The organism is Vibrio sp. HDW18 (assembly GCF_011306175.1).
Taxonomy (GTDB): Bacteria; Pseudomonadota; Gammaproteobacteria; order Enterobacterales; family Vibrionaceae; genus Vibrio; species Vibrio chanodichtyis.
This window is the reverse complement of record NZ_CP049913.1, coordinates 300,347-315,331: the sequence shown is the minus strand read 5'-3', so window position 1 is coordinate 315,331 and position 14,985 is coordinate 300,347. Positions and strand designations below refer to the sequence as shown.

The 14,985-nt window shown below is 45.6% G+C and carries 13 protein-coding genes; 9 read left to right on the top strand and 4 right to left on the bottom strand.

Annotation, left to right across the window (positions count from 1 at the left end; genetic code table 11):
* Nucleotides 1-11: 11 nt before the first annotated feature.
* On the bottom strand, nucleotides 12-224 hold the full coding sequence (locus G7083_RS01400) for a cold-shock protein (RefSeq protein ID WP_166013235.1): 213 nt from the start codon (nucleotides 222-224) through the stop codon (nucleotides 12-14).
* 792 nt (nucleotides 225-1,016) lie between these two features.
* Between G7083_RS01400 and G7083_RS01395 the strand changes: the two genes are divergently transcribed.
* The 8 genes from G7083_RS01395 (at nucleotide 1,017) to oppF (ending at nucleotide 9,778) form a co-directional block, all read left to right on the top strand.
* On the top strand, nucleotides 1,017-1,220 hold the full coding sequence (locus G7083_RS01395; protein WP_166013234.1) for a hypothetical protein: 204 nt from the start codon (nucleotides 1,017-1,019) through the stop codon (nucleotides 1,218-1,220).
* Between the two features lie 503 nt (nucleotides 1,221-1,723).
* Nucleotides 1,724-3,019, top strand: a complete 1,296-nt coding sequence (gene opgC, locus G7083_RS01390; RefSeq protein WP_166013233.1) for an OpgC domain-containing protein — start codon at nucleotides 1,724-1,726, stop codon at nucleotides 3,017-3,019.
* A gap of 237 nt (nucleotides 3,020-3,256) precedes the next feature.
* The gene (locus G7083_RS01385; RefSeq protein ID WP_166013232.1) at nucleotides 3,257-3,919 is read left to right on the top strand and encodes an HAD-IB family hydrolase; all 663 of its coding nucleotides are present in this window, start codon (nucleotides 3,257-3,259) and stop codon (nucleotides 3,917-3,919) included.
* A 309-nt stretch (nucleotides 3,920-4,228) separates the two neighbouring features.
* Nucleotides 4,229-5,860 carry an ABC transporter substrate-binding protein gene (locus G7083_RS01380; RefSeq protein ID WP_166013231.1) on the top strand — a complete coding sequence of 544 codons (1,632 nt, stop codon included), beginning with the start codon at nucleotides 4,229-4,231 and terminating at the stop codon, nucleotides 5,858-5,860.
* Between the two features lie 93 nt (nucleotides 5,861-5,953).
* Nucleotides 5,954-6,874, top strand: a complete 921-nt coding sequence (gene oppB / locus G7083_RS01375) for an oligopeptide ABC transporter permease OppB (RefSeq protein WP_166013230.1) — start codon at nucleotides 5,954-5,956, stop codon at nucleotides 6,872-6,874.
* Nucleotides 6,875-6,887: 13 nt separating this feature from the next.
* Nucleotides 6,888-7,790 carry an oligopeptide ABC transporter permease OppC gene (gene oppC, locus G7083_RS01370; protein WP_166013229.1) on the top strand — a complete coding sequence of 301 codons (903 nt, stop codon included), beginning with the start codon at nucleotides 6,888-6,890 and terminating at the stop codon, nucleotides 7,788-7,790.
* 27 nt (nucleotides 7,791-7,817) lie between these two features.
* Nucleotides 7,818-8,789, top strand: a complete 972-nt coding sequence (locus G7083_RS01365) for an ABC transporter ATP-binding protein (RefSeq protein WP_166013228.1) — start codon at nucleotides 7,818-7,820, stop codon at nucleotides 8,787-8,789.
* Nucleotides 8,786-9,778 carry a murein tripeptide/oligopeptide ABC transporter ATP binding protein OppF gene (oppF, locus tag G7083_RS01360; protein ID WP_166013227.1) on the top strand — a complete coding sequence of 331 codons (993 nt, stop codon included), beginning with the start codon at nucleotides 8,786-8,788 and terminating at the stop codon, nucleotides 9,776-9,778. The genes G7083_RS01365 and oppF overlap by 4 nt, the downstream gene beginning before the upstream one ends.
* 124 nt (nucleotides 9,779-9,902) lie before the next feature.
* Here oppF and pta read toward each other — a convergent pair whose 3' ends face one another.
* Together pta and G7083_RS01350 are read right to left on the bottom strand one after the other, a co-directional pair.
* The gene (gene pta, locus G7083_RS01355) at nucleotides 9,903-12,047 is read right to left on the bottom strand and encodes a phosphate acetyltransferase (protein ID WP_166013226.1); all 2,145 of its coding nucleotides are present in this window, start codon (nucleotides 12,045-12,047) and stop codon (nucleotides 9,903-9,905) included.
* 183 nt (nucleotides 12,048-12,230) lie between these two features.
* Nucleotides 12,231-13,427: an acetate kinase gene (locus G7083_RS01350; RefSeq protein ID WP_166013225.1), complete on the bottom strand. Its 1,197-nt coding sequence runs from the start codon at nucleotides 13,425-13,427 to the stop codon at nucleotides 12,231-12,233.
* Nucleotides 13,428-13,776: 349 nt separating this feature from the next.
* On the opposite strand from G7083_RS01350, the gene yfbV reads away from it, so the two are divergent.
* Nucleotides 13,777-14,232: a terminus macrodomain insulation protein YfbV gene (yfbV, locus tag G7083_RS01345; RefSeq protein ID WP_166013224.1), complete on the top strand. Its 456-nt coding sequence runs from the start codon at nucleotides 13,777-13,779 to the stop codon at nucleotides 14,230-14,232.
* 122 nt (nucleotides 14,233-14,354) lie between these two features.
* Here the strand turns inward: yfbV and G7083_RS01340 are convergent, their stop codons facing one another.
* The gene (locus G7083_RS01340) at nucleotides 14,355-14,765 is read right to left on the bottom strand and encodes a VF530 family DNA-binding protein (RefSeq protein ID WP_000131944.1); all 411 of its coding nucleotides are present in this window, start codon (nucleotides 14,763-14,765) and stop codon (nucleotides 14,355-14,357) included.
* Nucleotides 14,766-14,985: the final 220 nt, after the last annotated feature.

Sequence of the window (14,985 nt, the reverse complement as noted above, 5' to 3'; positions counted from 1 at the left end):
CCACAAAATTCTTATAGCGCAGTAACTTGCGCAGCTTGTAAGCCTTTTTTGCCTTGTTCAACGATGAACGAAACTTTTTGGCCTTCAGCTAAGGTTTTGAAACCAGTAGAAACGATTGAGTTGAAATGTACGAATACATCATCGCCACCGTTGTCTTGAGAAAGAAAACCGAAGCCTTTAGTTTCGTTGAACCACTTTACTGAACCAGTTAATTTAGCAGACATAGATACCTCTATATTGATTTTTAATGAAAAATTTAGCTAACTGAAGTGCTACTCAATGATTTAGAGATGAATATTTTATCGCAGGAACGTAACGAGGTAATCGATGAAGTACTTGAGAGAAATTTTGATCTTAAATTACATAAATAGCTCTCTTCTTAAGAGCTGTGGTGCAGTATACCGATACCATTAAGAATAGCTAGTTTTTTATTTTTTATTTTTATTGGTGGATGAACATCAAGATGTTAATTTGTGCTTGCGGTAAGGGTAGGCTTGATACTATCACACGGTTTTCTAAGCAATCGGCATTGAACACTAGCAACTTGAGGTTCTCTATTCGGCTTTTTTGCCAGCGCTGACCATCTCCATCCACCACCCTAGTAGCGAGAAAATACCTATCTATTTCATTTTATCGGTGTATAGTGAGCCTCGATTTTTATTTTGAACACTTTATAAAATTGTATTTTCTAGTTTTGTTAGCTCTGTGTTGTGGCTGATTTTTAATTGAGCATATATTAAAGGTCGTTCAATAGTTTTGTTGGATGTTATTTTGTTGTTAGCTATTAACGATTGATGAATATTTGATAATCCTAAATGATTAAGTTTTTATAAATGGTTTTGACGGTTATTTTTAATGTGACTAACAATATTATTTATTATTAAGTTGTTTTATAAAGTGTTATTTTTGTTTCTCGATGGCGTTAAGAGATAAATATTGATTGTTTTATTATCATTGCCATAAGTTCTGGGGGCGGATAATTCAATCCTATTAAATGATTTTATAGAGGTATAATTATGAAAAATAAGAGAGCGAGATCGCCTAATAAGAATAAAAAAGCTGCGTATGAAGCTAAGTTTGAATTTATGGTCAAAGAGTACCATGAGGCTCAAGCTGTCTTGGAGTCTATGACACAAGGCAGTGATGAGTATATCCAACAGAAAAAACACTGTGATAGTTTATTTGCTCAGGCCGAACGTTTCTTTAAACAGAATCAATAAAGATTAATAAGTAACGACGCTTTTGATTGTGGTGTGTAAGTATTTTATTAATCTGCGCATCATTATCATTTCACCTAATTCTAATCCCATAGATGATTGTCATCATTTTGGCCTAGATCAACTCGTTATTCCCTTCCTACTTGAAGCTGCAGCGGTGTTGGCTAGGTTTGTTCATCCCAATCACATAGTTTGCCTATGCTCATGGGGACTCACTCACTTGCCGCCTACCTGCAACTCCAAGTTGTTTGGGGATAGTCGCTGGCATTTCGCGATGAATATTGCAGTTGTATCATGCGCTAGCTGTGCGACCTTTCCGCTTTTTCGATACATTCTATTTACAAATTGATTCAGTGGTGTAAGGATTTGCGCACTCAGGAAGAGGCAAACCCAACAAATGGTCACAGTCCTGCTATTATCATATTAATTCAACTGCTTATCCGCATTTTTAGTTAGTGTATTGGTCGATAGTCGATCTGCTGGACTAAAACTGCAGGGAGATTTCCATGAAACGCATCCCCGCATTGGACAGTATTCGAGGATTATTGTTGGTCTTGATCACTTTTAACCATCTGATCTGGTATAGCGGTGGTACTACCATCTTGCAACGTGTTACCCATGAGCCAATTGGAGTCTTTGGGGCTGCGGAAGGGTTTATTTTTATGTCAGGGTTACTGGCTGGCATGGTATATAGCCGTAGTGAGTATTCTAACCGTGAAATGACTAATAAAGTATGGCGACGGGCGTTTACTATTTATAAGTATCATCTGATTGGTCTGTTTATCGCGATGTTGTGGTTTTTATTCGGTCGCGTCTATTTTGCTGAGCAAGTGAGTGTGTTTGGTGGCAGTTTTAGTAACCTGCTTACCTTGCCTTTAATGACTTTACTGATGAGTTTCCTGCTGCTCAATAAGCCTGCATATCTGGAAATTTTGCCGCTGTATATCATGTATATGTGGTTGTTTCCATTTGCACTCTATGCATTTCGGCGTGGTTATCTCAAAGCGGTGTTGATATTTAGTGTCGGTGTATGGGCGAGTAGCGGTTGGATTAATGCCTCACTTTTGACACCGTTATTTCAAGCGCTTTCCCCCACCTACATTCCTGAATTTGGTTATTTTGACCCGTTTGCTTGGCAACTGCTGTTTTTCTTTGGTGCGGCATTGGGCTATCGCCAGCGACAAGATGATTTAGCTTGGTTTACCCCTCGGTTGATGTGGTTGTGTGTTGTTGCGGCACTAGTGATTTTTGCTGCTTATCGCGACTTATTAACACCGTTGGGTATCACTCAGCAGATGGTTTATGCTGCTTCAAGTAAGCCTGAACTCGGTTGGCTGCGCGTATTAAGCCTAAGTGTATGGATTTATTTGATCGCCACCGTGATACGTTTATACCCTAGTGCTTTAGTGTATGAGCCGCTCAGTTATCTTGGTCGCCATTCGTTACAAGTCTTTACTTGGCAAACACTACTGATTTTCCTCTCTGCCCCTTGGCTGCTGACCACCCGTGAATCACTCTGGCATACACCCATCATTCTGGTGCTGTGTACCAGCTTATGGCTTGCTGCGTGGTTACAGAATTGGCGGCAAGATAAAGTGATCCATATTTCCTCTACTGCCGTGGCTGGCTTGGTTCTAGTATTAGTTGCCACTACTCGTTGGGCAAGCTTTCCACCTTTGGAAAAAACCGACACAGTCGCGAGCAGTGACCAAGTGATCAATCCACCGTTGTTGAGTAGCGACATTTCAAGTAATGAACCGCATGATTTACCGCAGGTCAGTGATGAGATGCCCCTCAATTAATCTGCTGTAGTTGTGGTGATTGTTCAGACCACCAGTGCTACGGCAAAGTGACCTTGCGTATTTCACTACTATTTCGATGAACTGTGATGCTAACAATTCATTTGATTCATTGAGGATTGGATAGCGATATTTATCTCAAGTGGTGATTTCGCTCGTGTGACAACCTATCAATCGTCATATTCTCGATTTACAGTCACTGGTTTAAATCAAGAATATGTTAATAGATGAGAGCCTCAAATGAGTAAGTCCCTCTATGTGTTTGACTTGGATGACACCCTGATTGATGGGGATTGTGCCATGATTTGGAATGCCTTTTTAGCCGAGAAAGGGATTGCGACGGATCATAATTTTGTGACAGAAGATCGGCGACGTATGGCGTTGTATGCGCAAGGTAAAATGGATATGGCACAGTACATTACTTTTGCCATGCAGCCGTTAGCCAATGTGCCGATTGCTAGCGTACAAGCTTGGGCACAAGAGTGCGTTGCGCAGTTGATTGTACCGCGGCATTTTGCTCAAGCTCGAACATTGTTGGCACAGCTAAAGCTGCAGGGCAGCACCTGTCTGATCATTTCTGCTTCCGTCTCTTTTTTAGTGCAAGAGGTGGCTGCGCATTTTGGTATTGCGCATGCATTGGGAATTGATTTAGTCGAAAGGCAAGGTTGCTATAGTTCGGAAATTGCCGGGGTAGCCAGTTATCGTGAAGGTAAAGTGCTGCGTTTGCAGCAGTGGCTCTCTGAGCAGAGTGAAACCTATCAACACATTCATTTTTATACCGATTCGATCAATGATCTGCCGTTATGCCTACACGCAGATTTCACTTATCTGGTCAATCCGTGTCCACAATTACGAGCACAAGGTGCACAGCATGGTTGGCCAGTATTAAATTGGGCAGTGTAGAGTCTATGGTTTTGTTGTATCGATTGGTACACCATTTATCGATGTGATGAGCGACCTGCTCGGAAAATCGTTATCTACTGCAGATAAACCCAAGTGGTGAAATTTTTTACTAATATCGGAAAGAACCGAAGGAGCATAGTCGGTTTGTAAGACATTTTTATGGCAAATTGATGCAAGGGTTGTTAAGGTGATTCGCGATCCGTGCCAGGTATAAGTTGTTTTTGTTCAATACTTATACAACAACTATCAGCCGTTCTGAATACCTGACATGGATGTCATGGATGCAATATTAAAACTTGGAGTTTATGCATGTATAAGAACAAAATCACCCAAGCACTGCTGCTCAGTGCTGGCTTGGCGGTGGCCGCCACATCATTGACCTCTGTTGCTGCAAACGTCCCTGCGGGTACTAAACTGGCTCCCGTGCAAGAATTGGTGCGCGGTAACGGTACCGAAGTTGCCTCTCTCGACCCACACAAAACCGAAGGTGTTCCTGAATCCAACGTGATCCGTGATCTGTTAGAAGGTCTGGTCAATCAGGATGCTAATGGTAATGTGGTTCCTGGAGTAGCCGAACGTTGGGAAACGGCCGATAACACCACCTTTACTTTCCATATTCGTCCTGATGCCAAATGGTCTAACGGTGATCCGGTGACGGCGCACGATTTCGTGTACAGCTTTCAACGTGCGGTCGATCCGGCAACAGCTTCGCCCTATTCTTGGTATATGGAATACACCAAGATGAAGAATGCTAAAGAGATCATCGCTGGGGAAAAAGACAAATCCACCTTGGGTGTTACGGCTCTGGATGACAAAACCCTGCGCTTTGAATTGGAAAGCGCGGTACCGTATTTTGTGATGATGATGGGGCACACTACAGTAAAACCGGTTCACCGTGCGACCATCGAAAAACATGGCGAACAATGGACCAAGCCTGAAAATTATGTCGGTAACGGTGCTTATGTGCTGGATAAATGGGTGGTTAACGAGCGTTTAGAGCTTAAACGTAACCCCCAATACTGGGATGATAAACACACCGTCATTAACAAAGTGACTTATCTGCCGATTGAAAACCAAGTAGCAGAAATGAACCGTTTCTTGTCTGGTGAGATTCAGATCACCAACGAACTGCCACTTGAGCATTTCAAGCGTTTGAAAAAAGAGCATCCACAATCGGTACTGGTACAAGGTCAACTTTGTACTTATTACTACGGTTTTAATACCGCTAAAGCACCATTTGATGATGTCCGAGTACGTCAAGCCCTATCATATGCGATTGATCGTGATGTGATTTCAGATGCAATCTTGGGGCAAGGTCAAAAACCCGCCTTCTTCTTGACGCCGGAAATTACCGCAGGGTTTGCTGCTGAAATGCCGGCTTACGGCAAAATGACCCAGAAACAGCGAATTGCGGAAGCCCAAACATTATTGGAAGCGGCAGGCTACAATAAAGCCAATCCACTCAAATTTACTTTGCTCTATAACACATCCGAAAACCACAAGAAAATTGCCACTGCGATCCAATCAATGTGGAAAACTGGCTTAGGGGTCGATATCGCATTGGAAAACCAAGAGTGGAAAACCTTCCTCGATACGCGTCGTCAAGGTAATTTTGATGCAACACGTGCAGGGTGGTGTGGTGACTATAACGAAGCATCGTCGTTCTTAACCTTGATGATGTCAAGTAACTCGTCGAATGATGCGAAGTACTACAGTGCTGAGTATGATGCGACGCTCGAAAAAGCCATGACGTCTACATCTGAGCAGGAGCGTCAAAAACTGTATGCGGATGCGGAGAAGTTGTTGGCGCGTGATATGCCGATTGCACCAATTTATCAATATGTCATCTCACGACTGGTCTCTCCAACCGTTGGCGGTTATCCAACCAATAATGCGGAAGATAAGGTCTATGCCAAAGATCTCTACATTAAAGCTCAATAATCGAACTATAAAACTATAAGTAATCTCGGCGCTGCATGTGAAATTCACATGCAGGGTCTTTTCATTTTTGTCACAGATTGAAAGAGTGAGTTTATGCTTAAATTCATTGCAAAAAGGATATTTGAAGCAATCCCAACCATGTTGGTATTGATCACGCTATCTTTTTTTCTTATGCGCTACGCGCCAGGTAACCCATTTTCTTCAGAACGTCCGCTACCGCCGGAAGTGATGGCCAATATCAATGCGAAATATGGTCTCGACAAACCAGTATCAGAGCAGTATCTGACCTATCTAACCAATATTGTACAGGGTGATTTTGGCCCCTCGTTTAAATACAAAGATTATACGGTGAATGAACTGATCAGCAGTGCATTGCCGGTTTCGGTAAAAATTGGTCTGGCGGCGTTTATTTTCACGGTCATTATGGGGGTAACTGTCGGCACCATTGCGGCGTTGAAGCACAATACCTGGGTTGACTACACCATTATGTCGACCGCAATGATCGGGGTGGTGATGCCCTCTTTTGTGTTGGCTCCGGTCTTAATTTATCTGTTCTCGATTCACTTCAGTCTGTTTCCGGCTGGTGGGTGGCAAGATGGCGGCTTTCGCTATATGGCACTGCCAGTGCTTGGTATGTCATTGTTGTATGTAGCCACCTTTGCGCGTATCACCCGCGGCTCGATGATTGAAACACTCAACAGCAACTTTATTCGTACTGCGCGTGCCAAAGGGCTTAGCTACCGTTATATCGTGATCAAACATGCGCTCAAGCCAGCCATGCTGCCAGTGGTGTCTTATATGGGGCCAGCATTTGTTGGCATTATCACCGGCTCTGTGGTGATTGAGACCATTTTTGGCTTACCTGGCATTGGCAAGTTATTTGTGAACGCTGCGTTTAACCGAGATTATTCTCTGGTTATGGGGATCACGATTCTGATCGGCTTCCTATTTATACTGTTTAACGCGATTGTCGATATTCTGCTCGCTTATATCGATCCGAAAATTCGCTACTAATAGGACTACGATCATGTTAACCAAAAAAGAACACTTAGCAGCGATTGAAAATTTCTCACAAAATCTCGAGATTCAAGGCCGCAGCTTATGGCAAGACGCCAAGATTCGCTTTATGCGCAATAAAGCGGCGATGGTGAGTTTATTGATACTGATGTTGATCACCTTGGCGGTGATTTTCCTGCCGATGTTTTCCGCTTATAGCTACGAAGATACTGATTGGTATGCGATGCATGCGGCACCCTCTGCTGAACATTGGTTTGGTACGGATGCGCTTGGGCGTGACTTGTTTGTGCGTACCTTAGTCGGGGGGCGAATTTCGCTGATGGTTGGCATCATGGGTGCATTGGTGGCGGTCTTGATCGGCACCTTGTATGGTGCGACCTCCGGTTTTATTGGTGGCCGAACTGACCGAGTCATGATGCGGATTTTGGAGATTTTATACGCGATCCCATTTATGTTTTTGGTGATCGTATTAGTCACCTTTTTTGGCCGCAATATCGTGCTGATTTTTGTGGCAATCGGTGCGATTGCATGGCTGGATATGGCTCGGATTGTTCGTGGCCAAACCCTAAGCCTGCGCACTAAAGAGTTTATTGAAGCGGCGCATGTGTGTGGGGTCAGCAAGTGGAATATTATCACTCGCCATATTGTGCCAAACGTACTGGGGATTGTGGCGGTTTATTCAACCTTGTTGATCCCAAGTATGATTTTGACCGAATCTTTTCTCTCTTTCCTTGGCCTTGGTGTGCAAGAGCCGATGACCAGTTGGGGCGCTTTGCTGCAAGAGGGCGCAAATACAATGGAAGTGGCAATTTGGCAACTGTTGTTCCCGGCGACATTTATGGTGTTGACGTTGTTCTGCTTTAACTATGTTGGCGATGGTCTGCGTGACGCGCTAGATCCTAAAGACAGATAAACCAAGCTTAAAATAAAGGAAGTCATAATGAGTTTATTAGATGTCAAAGATCTGCGTGTCGAGTTTGCCACCCAAGATGGTACGGTCACCGCAGTCAATGATCTCAATTTCTCACTCAAGCAGGGAGAAACCTTAGGCATTGTTGGTGAGTCTGGTTCAGGCAAATCACAAACCGTATTTGCGATCATGGGCCTGCTGGCGAAAAACGGCACCATTACTGGTAGTGCTAAGTTTGAAGGCAAAGAGATCCTCAACTTACCCGAGCGTGCACTGAATAAAGTGCGCGCTGAGCAAATCGCGATGATTTTTCAAGATCCGATGACCTCACTCAACCCTTATATGAAGGTGAGCGATCAACTGATGGAAGTGTTGATGCTGCACAAAGGGATGAGTAAGGCGCAGGCATTTGAAGAGTCGGTACGTATGCTGGAAGCGGTAAAAATTCCTGAAGCGCGTCAGCGTATCACTATGTATCCACATGAGTTTTCAGGCGGGATGCGTCAGCGGGTAATGATCGCGATGGCGCTGTTGTGCCGCCCGAAACTGTTGATTGCCGATGAGCCGACCACCGCACTGGATGTGACGGTGCAAGCGCAGATCATGGAGCTATTGAACGAACTTAAGCGTGAATTCAATACCGCGATCATTATGATCACCCACGATTTGGGAGTAGTGGCGGGCTCTTGTGACAAAGTATTGGTGATGTATGCTGGCCGTACCATGGAGTATGGTTCAGTGAACGATATTTTCTACAACCCGAGTCACCCTTATGCAGAAGGTCTGCTCAGGGCGATCCCCCGCTTGGATACCGAAGGCGATGTGTTGCCGACCATCCCGGGTAATCCACCCAACTTATTGCGCTTACCGGTTGGCTGTCCTTATCAAGAGCGCTGTCACCGAGTGATGGATCGCTGTACGCGTCAAGCACCGATCTTGCTGCCATTTGGTGATGATCGTCAACGTGCTTGTTTTTCGGATTGGGAGGCATGGGCCAAATGAACGCAGAAAAAAAATTATTATTAGAGATTAACGATCTCAAAGTTCACTTTAGCATCACCCCTAAATCAGCGTGGCCATGGACCAAACCGTTGACACTGAAAGCGGTAGATGGGGTGAATGTGCGCCTATATGAAGGGGAAACGTTAGGTGTGGTGGGGGAGTCGGGTTGTGGTAAATCGACTTTTGCGCGAGCCATTATCGGCTTAGTGCAAGCGACTCACGGTGAAGTGGTGTGGCTAGGGCAAGATTTAACCCGCATGCAGGAAGTCAAACGTCGCGCCACGCGCAAGCAAATCCAGATGATTTTTCAAGATCCTTTAGCTTCGCTCAACCCACGCATGACGGTAGGCGATATTATCGCGGAGCCGCTGCAAACCTTCTATCCTGAGCTGAGCAAGCTAGAGGTCAAAGATCGCGTCAAAGAGATGATGGCCAAAGTCGGTCTGTTACCGAATGTGATCAACCGCTATCCGCATGAGTTCTCTGGTGGTCAATGTCAGCGGATTGGTATTGCGCGGGCATTGATCCTCAAGCCGAAGATGATTATCTGTGATGAGCCCGTATCCGCATTGGATGTCTCGATTCAAGCTCAGGTGGTTAACTTACTGAAAGATTTGCAAAAAGAACTTGGGTTGAGCTTGGTATTTATTGCTCATGATCTGTCAGTGGTAAAGCACATTTCCGATCGCGTATTAGTGATGTATTTAGGTAATGCAGTCGAGCTTGGTGTCACCAAAGCTCTGTTTACCAACCCTCTGCATCCTTATACTAAAGCGTTGATGTCTGCGGTACCGATTCCCGATCCTAACCTTGAGCGCAATAAAACCATCCAGATGTTGGAAGGGGATTTACCTTCGCCAATCAATCCACCTTCAGGTTGTGTATTTCGTACCCGCTGTCCTCAAGCGACGGTCGAATGTGCACAAACTAAACCTATGATTAAAGGTTCGGATAGACATTCGGTGGCTTGTTTATACGCTGAGGCATAAATTCAGTCTGTGACAGACTAAAGCGCGATCTTAAATTCCGATCGCGCTTTTTTTATGCAAACAAGATAAAAAAAGCCCCTGAAATCTCAGGGGCTTGGCAGATTAAGGGCTGAATCGTACCGATTTATTTCTGCTCTTGACCGGCTTGGATCGCGGTCAGGGCGATGGTGTAGACGATATCGTCAACCAATGCGCCACGCGACAGGTCATTGACTGGCTTGCGCATACCTTGCAGCATCGGACCGATTGATACCAGATCCGCTGAACGTTGTACCGCTTTGTAAGTGGTGTTACCGGTGTTCAGATCTGGGAAGACAAATACGGTTGCTTTACCCGCGACTGGCGAGTTAGGTGCTTTAGAGGCGGCAACATTTTCCATAATTGCAGCGTCATACTGCAAAGGACCATCAATCACCAGATCAGGACGCTTCTCTTTGGCGATGCGGGTCGCTTCACGAACTTTATCCACATCCGCGCCTTGACCTGAAGTTCCGGTCGAGTAAGAGATCATCGCTACGCGAGGATCAATACCGAAAGCGGCAGCAGAATCGGCAGATTGAATCGCAATCTCAGCCAGTTGCTCAGCGTTAGGATCTGGGTTGATCGCACAGTCACCGTACACCAGTACTTGATCTGGCAGTAGCATAAAGAAGATCGATGAAACCAGAGACGCGTTTGGCGCAGTCTTAATGATTTGTAGAGGTGGACGAATGGTGTTGGCGGTAGTGTGTACTGCACCAGAAACCAGACCATCGACTTGGTTACCCTCTAGCATCATAGTGCCGAGTACCACAGTATCTTCCAGTTGCTCACGTGCAACCACTTCGGTCATGCCTTTGCTCTTACGCAGCTCAACCAGACGAGCGATATACTGCTCACGGGCTACCGCAGGATCGATAATCTCGATACCTGCACCCAGCTCAACACCTTGTTGCGCAGCAACACGTTTGATTTCCGCAGGGTTACCTAGCAGCACACATTGGGCAATACCACGCTCAGCACAGATGGCCGCCGCTTTTACGGTACGTGGCTCATCACCTTCAGGCAGAACAATACGTTTGTTGGCGTGGCGCGCAAGTTCGGTTAACTGATAACGGAAGGCTGGTGGGCTTAGGCGACGAGATGCTTGTGCGCCTTCAGTCAGCGAGTCAACCCATGGACCATCAATGTGGCTTGCCACGTGCTCGCTGATAAATTCGATACGCTCTTTGTCATCCGCTGGTACTTCAAGGCTGAAGCTTTGCAGATTGAGCGAAGTTTGCCATGTGTTACCTTGCGCTTTGAAAATAGGCAGGCCAGTTTCAAAAGCTGGTTTACACAGTTTAACAATCTCATTTGGAATATCGTAACCGCCGGTCAGCAAGACGGCGCCAATTTCCACACCATTCATGGCCGCTAATGCTGCGGCAACAATCACATCTGGGCGATCGGCTGAAGTCACTAGCAATGAGCCAGGTTTGAAATGCTCAATCATGTGTGGGATAGAGCGGGCACAGAAAGTGATGCTTTTGATACGACGAGTATTGATGTCGCCTTGGTTGATCACTTCGCCTTTGAGGTGTTTGGCCATATCAATTGCGCGAGTTGCGATCAAATCGATACTCCATGGCACACAACCCAGTACGCGGATTGGGCTGGTGTTGAAGATTTGCATCACTTCAAGGTTGGCTTGCTTAGCGCTGTCCGCATCATCAAAGATTTCGGATAAGTCAGGGCGAGTACGGCCTGCTTCATCAACCGGAGCATTGAGTTTATTGATGATAACGCCAGAAATGCTCTTGTTTTTGGTACCACCAAAGTTAGAACACGCAACTTCAATGCGCTCTTTCAACTGGGTTGGATTGTTTGTGCCTGGGGTGGCAACGAACACAATTTCAGCACCAAGAGTGTTGGCAATTTCTGCGTTCACTTGGTTTGCAAAAGGGTGTTTGCGAGTCGGAACCAGACCTTCGATCAGAGTGACTTCTGCACCTTTATTGATCTGGTTATAACGCTCAACCACGGTTTCCAGCAGCACGTCCATCTTTTCGCTACCGATCAGCGCTTCTGCAGCAGACATACTCATCGGTTCACCGATCTGGATGTCACTGTTATGGCTCATGATCGTCGAAGTGAGATCCGGTTGATCACCGCCAGTGCGTGGCTGTGCAATCGGTTTATAGAAAGAAACGCTAACCCCTTTACGCTCCATGGCGCGCAGGAGACCCATGCTCACGCTAGTCAGACCGACGCCAGCGCTAATTGGGACAAGCATAATAGTACGGGACATTGGCAAAGTACCTCACACTATTGATATACCTTTGCAACTTACTGTTGCCGCCTAGCGGTCACGCTAAGTTGTTTAGGTATAGCAATCTAAGCTGTTTAGATTGAAAGAGACCAAGCTCAAACGCAGGTTACGCTGAGCCCCTAAATGACACTGGCTAACGTAAGTTAGCCAGTGTAAGTCGAATTAGATGTTAGTCAGACGTGCAGTATCTTCTGCAATCACTAACTCTTCGTTAGTGGCGATAACCATCGCTGGGATACGGCTGTCAGCAGTCGTGATCACACCTTCGCCACCGAAACGGGCTTTGAGGTTAGCGGCGCTGTCTACGGTAATGCCGAAGATCGCGAGACGGTTTAGTACCATTTCACGGATAGGCGCAGAGTTTTCACCGATACCACCAGTGAAGGTGATCGCATCCAGACGACCATCTAGGCAAGCGGTGTAGCTTGCAACGTATTTGGCTAGACGGTGACAGAACACATCCATCGCACGGGTTGCTTCTTCTTTTTGACCGTAGTTGTCTTCAACGAAACGGCAGTCAGAAGTCACTTCAGTTAGACCTTGCAGACCCGATTCTTTGGTCAGCATAGTGTTGATTTGTTCAACAGAGTAACCCAGTGCATCGTGTAGGTGGAAAATGATCGCAGGATCGATATCGCCACAACGAGTACCCATCACCAGACCTTCCAGAGGAGTCAGACCCATAGAAGTGTCAACTGATTGACCGTTTTTGATCGCACAAACTGAAGCACCGTTGCCTAAGTGGCAGTTGATGATGTTCAGCTCATTAGCTGGTTTACCTAGACGCTCAGCTGCTTCACGTGCGATGAACAGGTGAGAAGTACCGTGCATGCCGTAACGGCGGATAGCGTGCTCTTGGTATAGTTTGTATGGCAGAGCGTACAGGTATGCTTCTTCAGGCATAGTTTGGTGGAACGCGGTATCGAATACTGCAACGTTTTGTAGTGCAGGGAACGCTTTTTGTGCCGCTTTGATACCAATGATGTGTGCTGGGTTATGCAGTGGAGCCAGAGTTGCACAATCTTCGATGCCTTTCAGTACTGCATCATCAATCAGTGCAGATTGAGTGAACTGCTCACCACCGTGTACCACACGGTGACCAACGGCTTTCAGTTGAGCCGCCAGTTCTGGCTTAGAAGCAAGAATAGTTTCAACGATGAAAGACAGTGCTTCATCGTGTGCTGCGCCTTCGCCCAGTTGAGCTTCGTGCTTGCCATCCAATTTCCACTTGATACGAGCTTCAGGAAGGTGTAAACATTCAGCAAGACCTGAAAGATGTTGCTCACCACTTTGCGCGTCAACAACCGCGAACTTAAGTGAAGAACTACCGCAGTTTAAAACTAAAACCAGCTTAGACATGAGTGACTACCTGTAATAATCGGTTAGGATAAAATCAGTACCAAGATTAGACGACGCATCAGTGAACACGCGCTAATCTAGGTCAATAAAACGTCAATTTCCATATCGTGGCGACGTGACAAAGTCAGTATAAAGCGTCGATGCAATCCGTGCAGAAATCGTCCCAATATTGCCTAAATGGTAATTAACGGCAACAATGAGATTGAGAGTTCGCAAAGCATAGCGATAATAAACCAAGATAACAAAAAAAATTTGAATCAATATTAGCTTTTGTCAAGTTTTTGCGTCTTTTGTTGAATCATTCAACTAAATTTTAGTAGTTTGAGCCAAGAGCAGCGAGGAAGTCGAGATGAGTAATAATAGAGTCGGCATAGTGCATAGCCTAAAAGATGGCCAAAAGTACATGGATAGTTGGCCGATGCGCAAAGAGTTAAATCCTTTGTTTCCTGAACTGCGTGTGATTAAAGCGACTCGTTTTGCGATTAAAGTGATGCCTGCGGTGGCGGCGATTAGCATACTGACTCAAATGGTGTTTACCAATGCGCAAGCGATGCCGCAAGCGATTGTGGTTGCTTTGTTTGCGATAAGCTTGCCACTACAGGGAATTTGGTGGTTGGGTCATCGCGCCAATACTTTGTTACCCCCTGCGTTGGCGAGTTGGTATCGCGAACTGTATATGAAGATTGTGGAAACCGGTTTTGCATTGGAACCGATCAAAAGTAAACCACGTTATAAAGAGCTGGCACAGGTATTAAATCGTGCATTTCGCCAATTGGATGATACCGCGTTAACTCGTTGGTTTTAAGGCGGCTGTGTAGGCTGTTTGTCCCATCAGTGTGACCAACGAATATCGAATAGCATATCGAATCGTTGGTCACAGAAACTTGCAGTGTGCCAAGGCAATCTATCCCATTAGGTCAAGATAAGTTAGCGCTGAGTGTGGCGACTGCGAGACGTTCTTTCTTTATGAGCAGAGGCCGCTTTCGCCTGAGATTTCAAAATTGAGTCTACCGTTAATTGCATTGGTTCTTTAGGCTGTAGGCCATGAGGGAAAGTTCGTGCGCGTGGCGGGAGATTAAACTCTTCACTGGAAGCGCGAGGCATGCGTTTAAAGCGATAGAGATAAAAATTTTCTAGTTTTTCTCGTGCCCACTCGGTCTTGTTTAAATATTTGACACTGCTGGCAATCGAAGGCTTGGTATGAAAGCAGTTAAAGCGCATTGCTGTATCTAAAATATCCCAGCCATAAAAATCCACCAGCTCTTGCAGTAAGGTTTCTAACTTAAGGCCGTGTAATGGGTTGTTTTTTTGTAGTTCGATTCTTTCTTGATCGGTCATCATTATCGGCTCCTAAGGATAAACGGTAGATAGGGTCGGTAAATCAAGATTTGGCACATGCACTTGTTGAACCCTATAGAGGGGGCGCATTCTAGCAGAGTTGCTCTTACTTCCCTATGGTTATCTGTTATCGGGATCATCTTTTACCGGGTCATCTTAATCATAGAGTCTATCTAGACTGATGGGATTGAATTGACCTACCATCCTCTGTCGCTCCACG

Bases quoted from the DNA above. Each gene is read 5' to 3' on its own strand.
- G7083_RS01400 (WP_166013235.1), bottom strand. From the start codon at position 224: ATGTCTGCTAAATTAACTGGTTCAGTAAAGTGGTTCAACGAAACTAAA.
- G7083_RS01395 (WP_166013234.1), top strand. From the start codon at position 1,017: ATGAAAAATAAGAGAGCGAGATCGCCTAATAAGAATAAAAAAGCTGCG.
- opgC (WP_166013233.1), top strand. From the start codon at position 1,724: ATGAAACGCATCCCCGCATTGGACAGTATTCGAGGATTATTGTTGGTC.
- G7083_RS01385 (WP_166013232.1), top strand. From the start codon at position 3,257: ATGAGTAAGTCCCTCTATGTGTTTGACTTGGATGACACCCTGATTGAT.
- G7083_RS01380 (WP_166013231.1), top strand. From the start codon at position 4,229: ATGTATAAGAACAAAATCACCCAAGCACTGCTGCTCAGTGCTGGCTTG.
- oppB (WP_166013230.1), top strand. From the start codon at position 5,954: ATGCTTAAATTCATTGCAAAAAGGATATTTGAAGCAATCCCAACCATG.
- oppC (WP_166013229.1), top strand. From the start codon at position 6,888: ATGTTAACCAAAAAAGAACACTTAGCAGCGATTGAAAATTTCTCACAA.
- G7083_RS01365 (WP_166013228.1), top strand. From the start codon at position 7,818: ATGAGTTTATTAGATGTCAAAGATCTGCGTGTCGAGTTTGCCACCCAA.
- oppF (WP_166013227.1), top strand. From the start codon at position 8,786: ATGAACGCAGAAAAAAAATTATTATTAGAGATTAACGATCTCAAAGTT.
- pta (WP_166013226.1), bottom strand. From the start codon at position 12,047: ATGTCCCGTACTATTATGCTTGTCCCAATTAGCGCTGGCGTCGGTCTG.
- G7083_RS01350 (WP_166013225.1), bottom strand. From the start codon at position 13,427: ATGTCTAAGCTGGTTTTAGTTTTAAACTGCGGTAGTTCTTCACTTAAG.
- yfbV (WP_166013224.1), top strand. From the start codon at position 13,777: ATGAGTAATAATAGAGTCGGCATAGTGCATAGCCTAAAAGATGGCCAA.
- G7083_RS01340 (WP_000131944.1), bottom strand. From the start codon at position 14,765: ATGACCGATCAAGAAAGAATCGAACTACAAAAAAACAACCCATTACAC.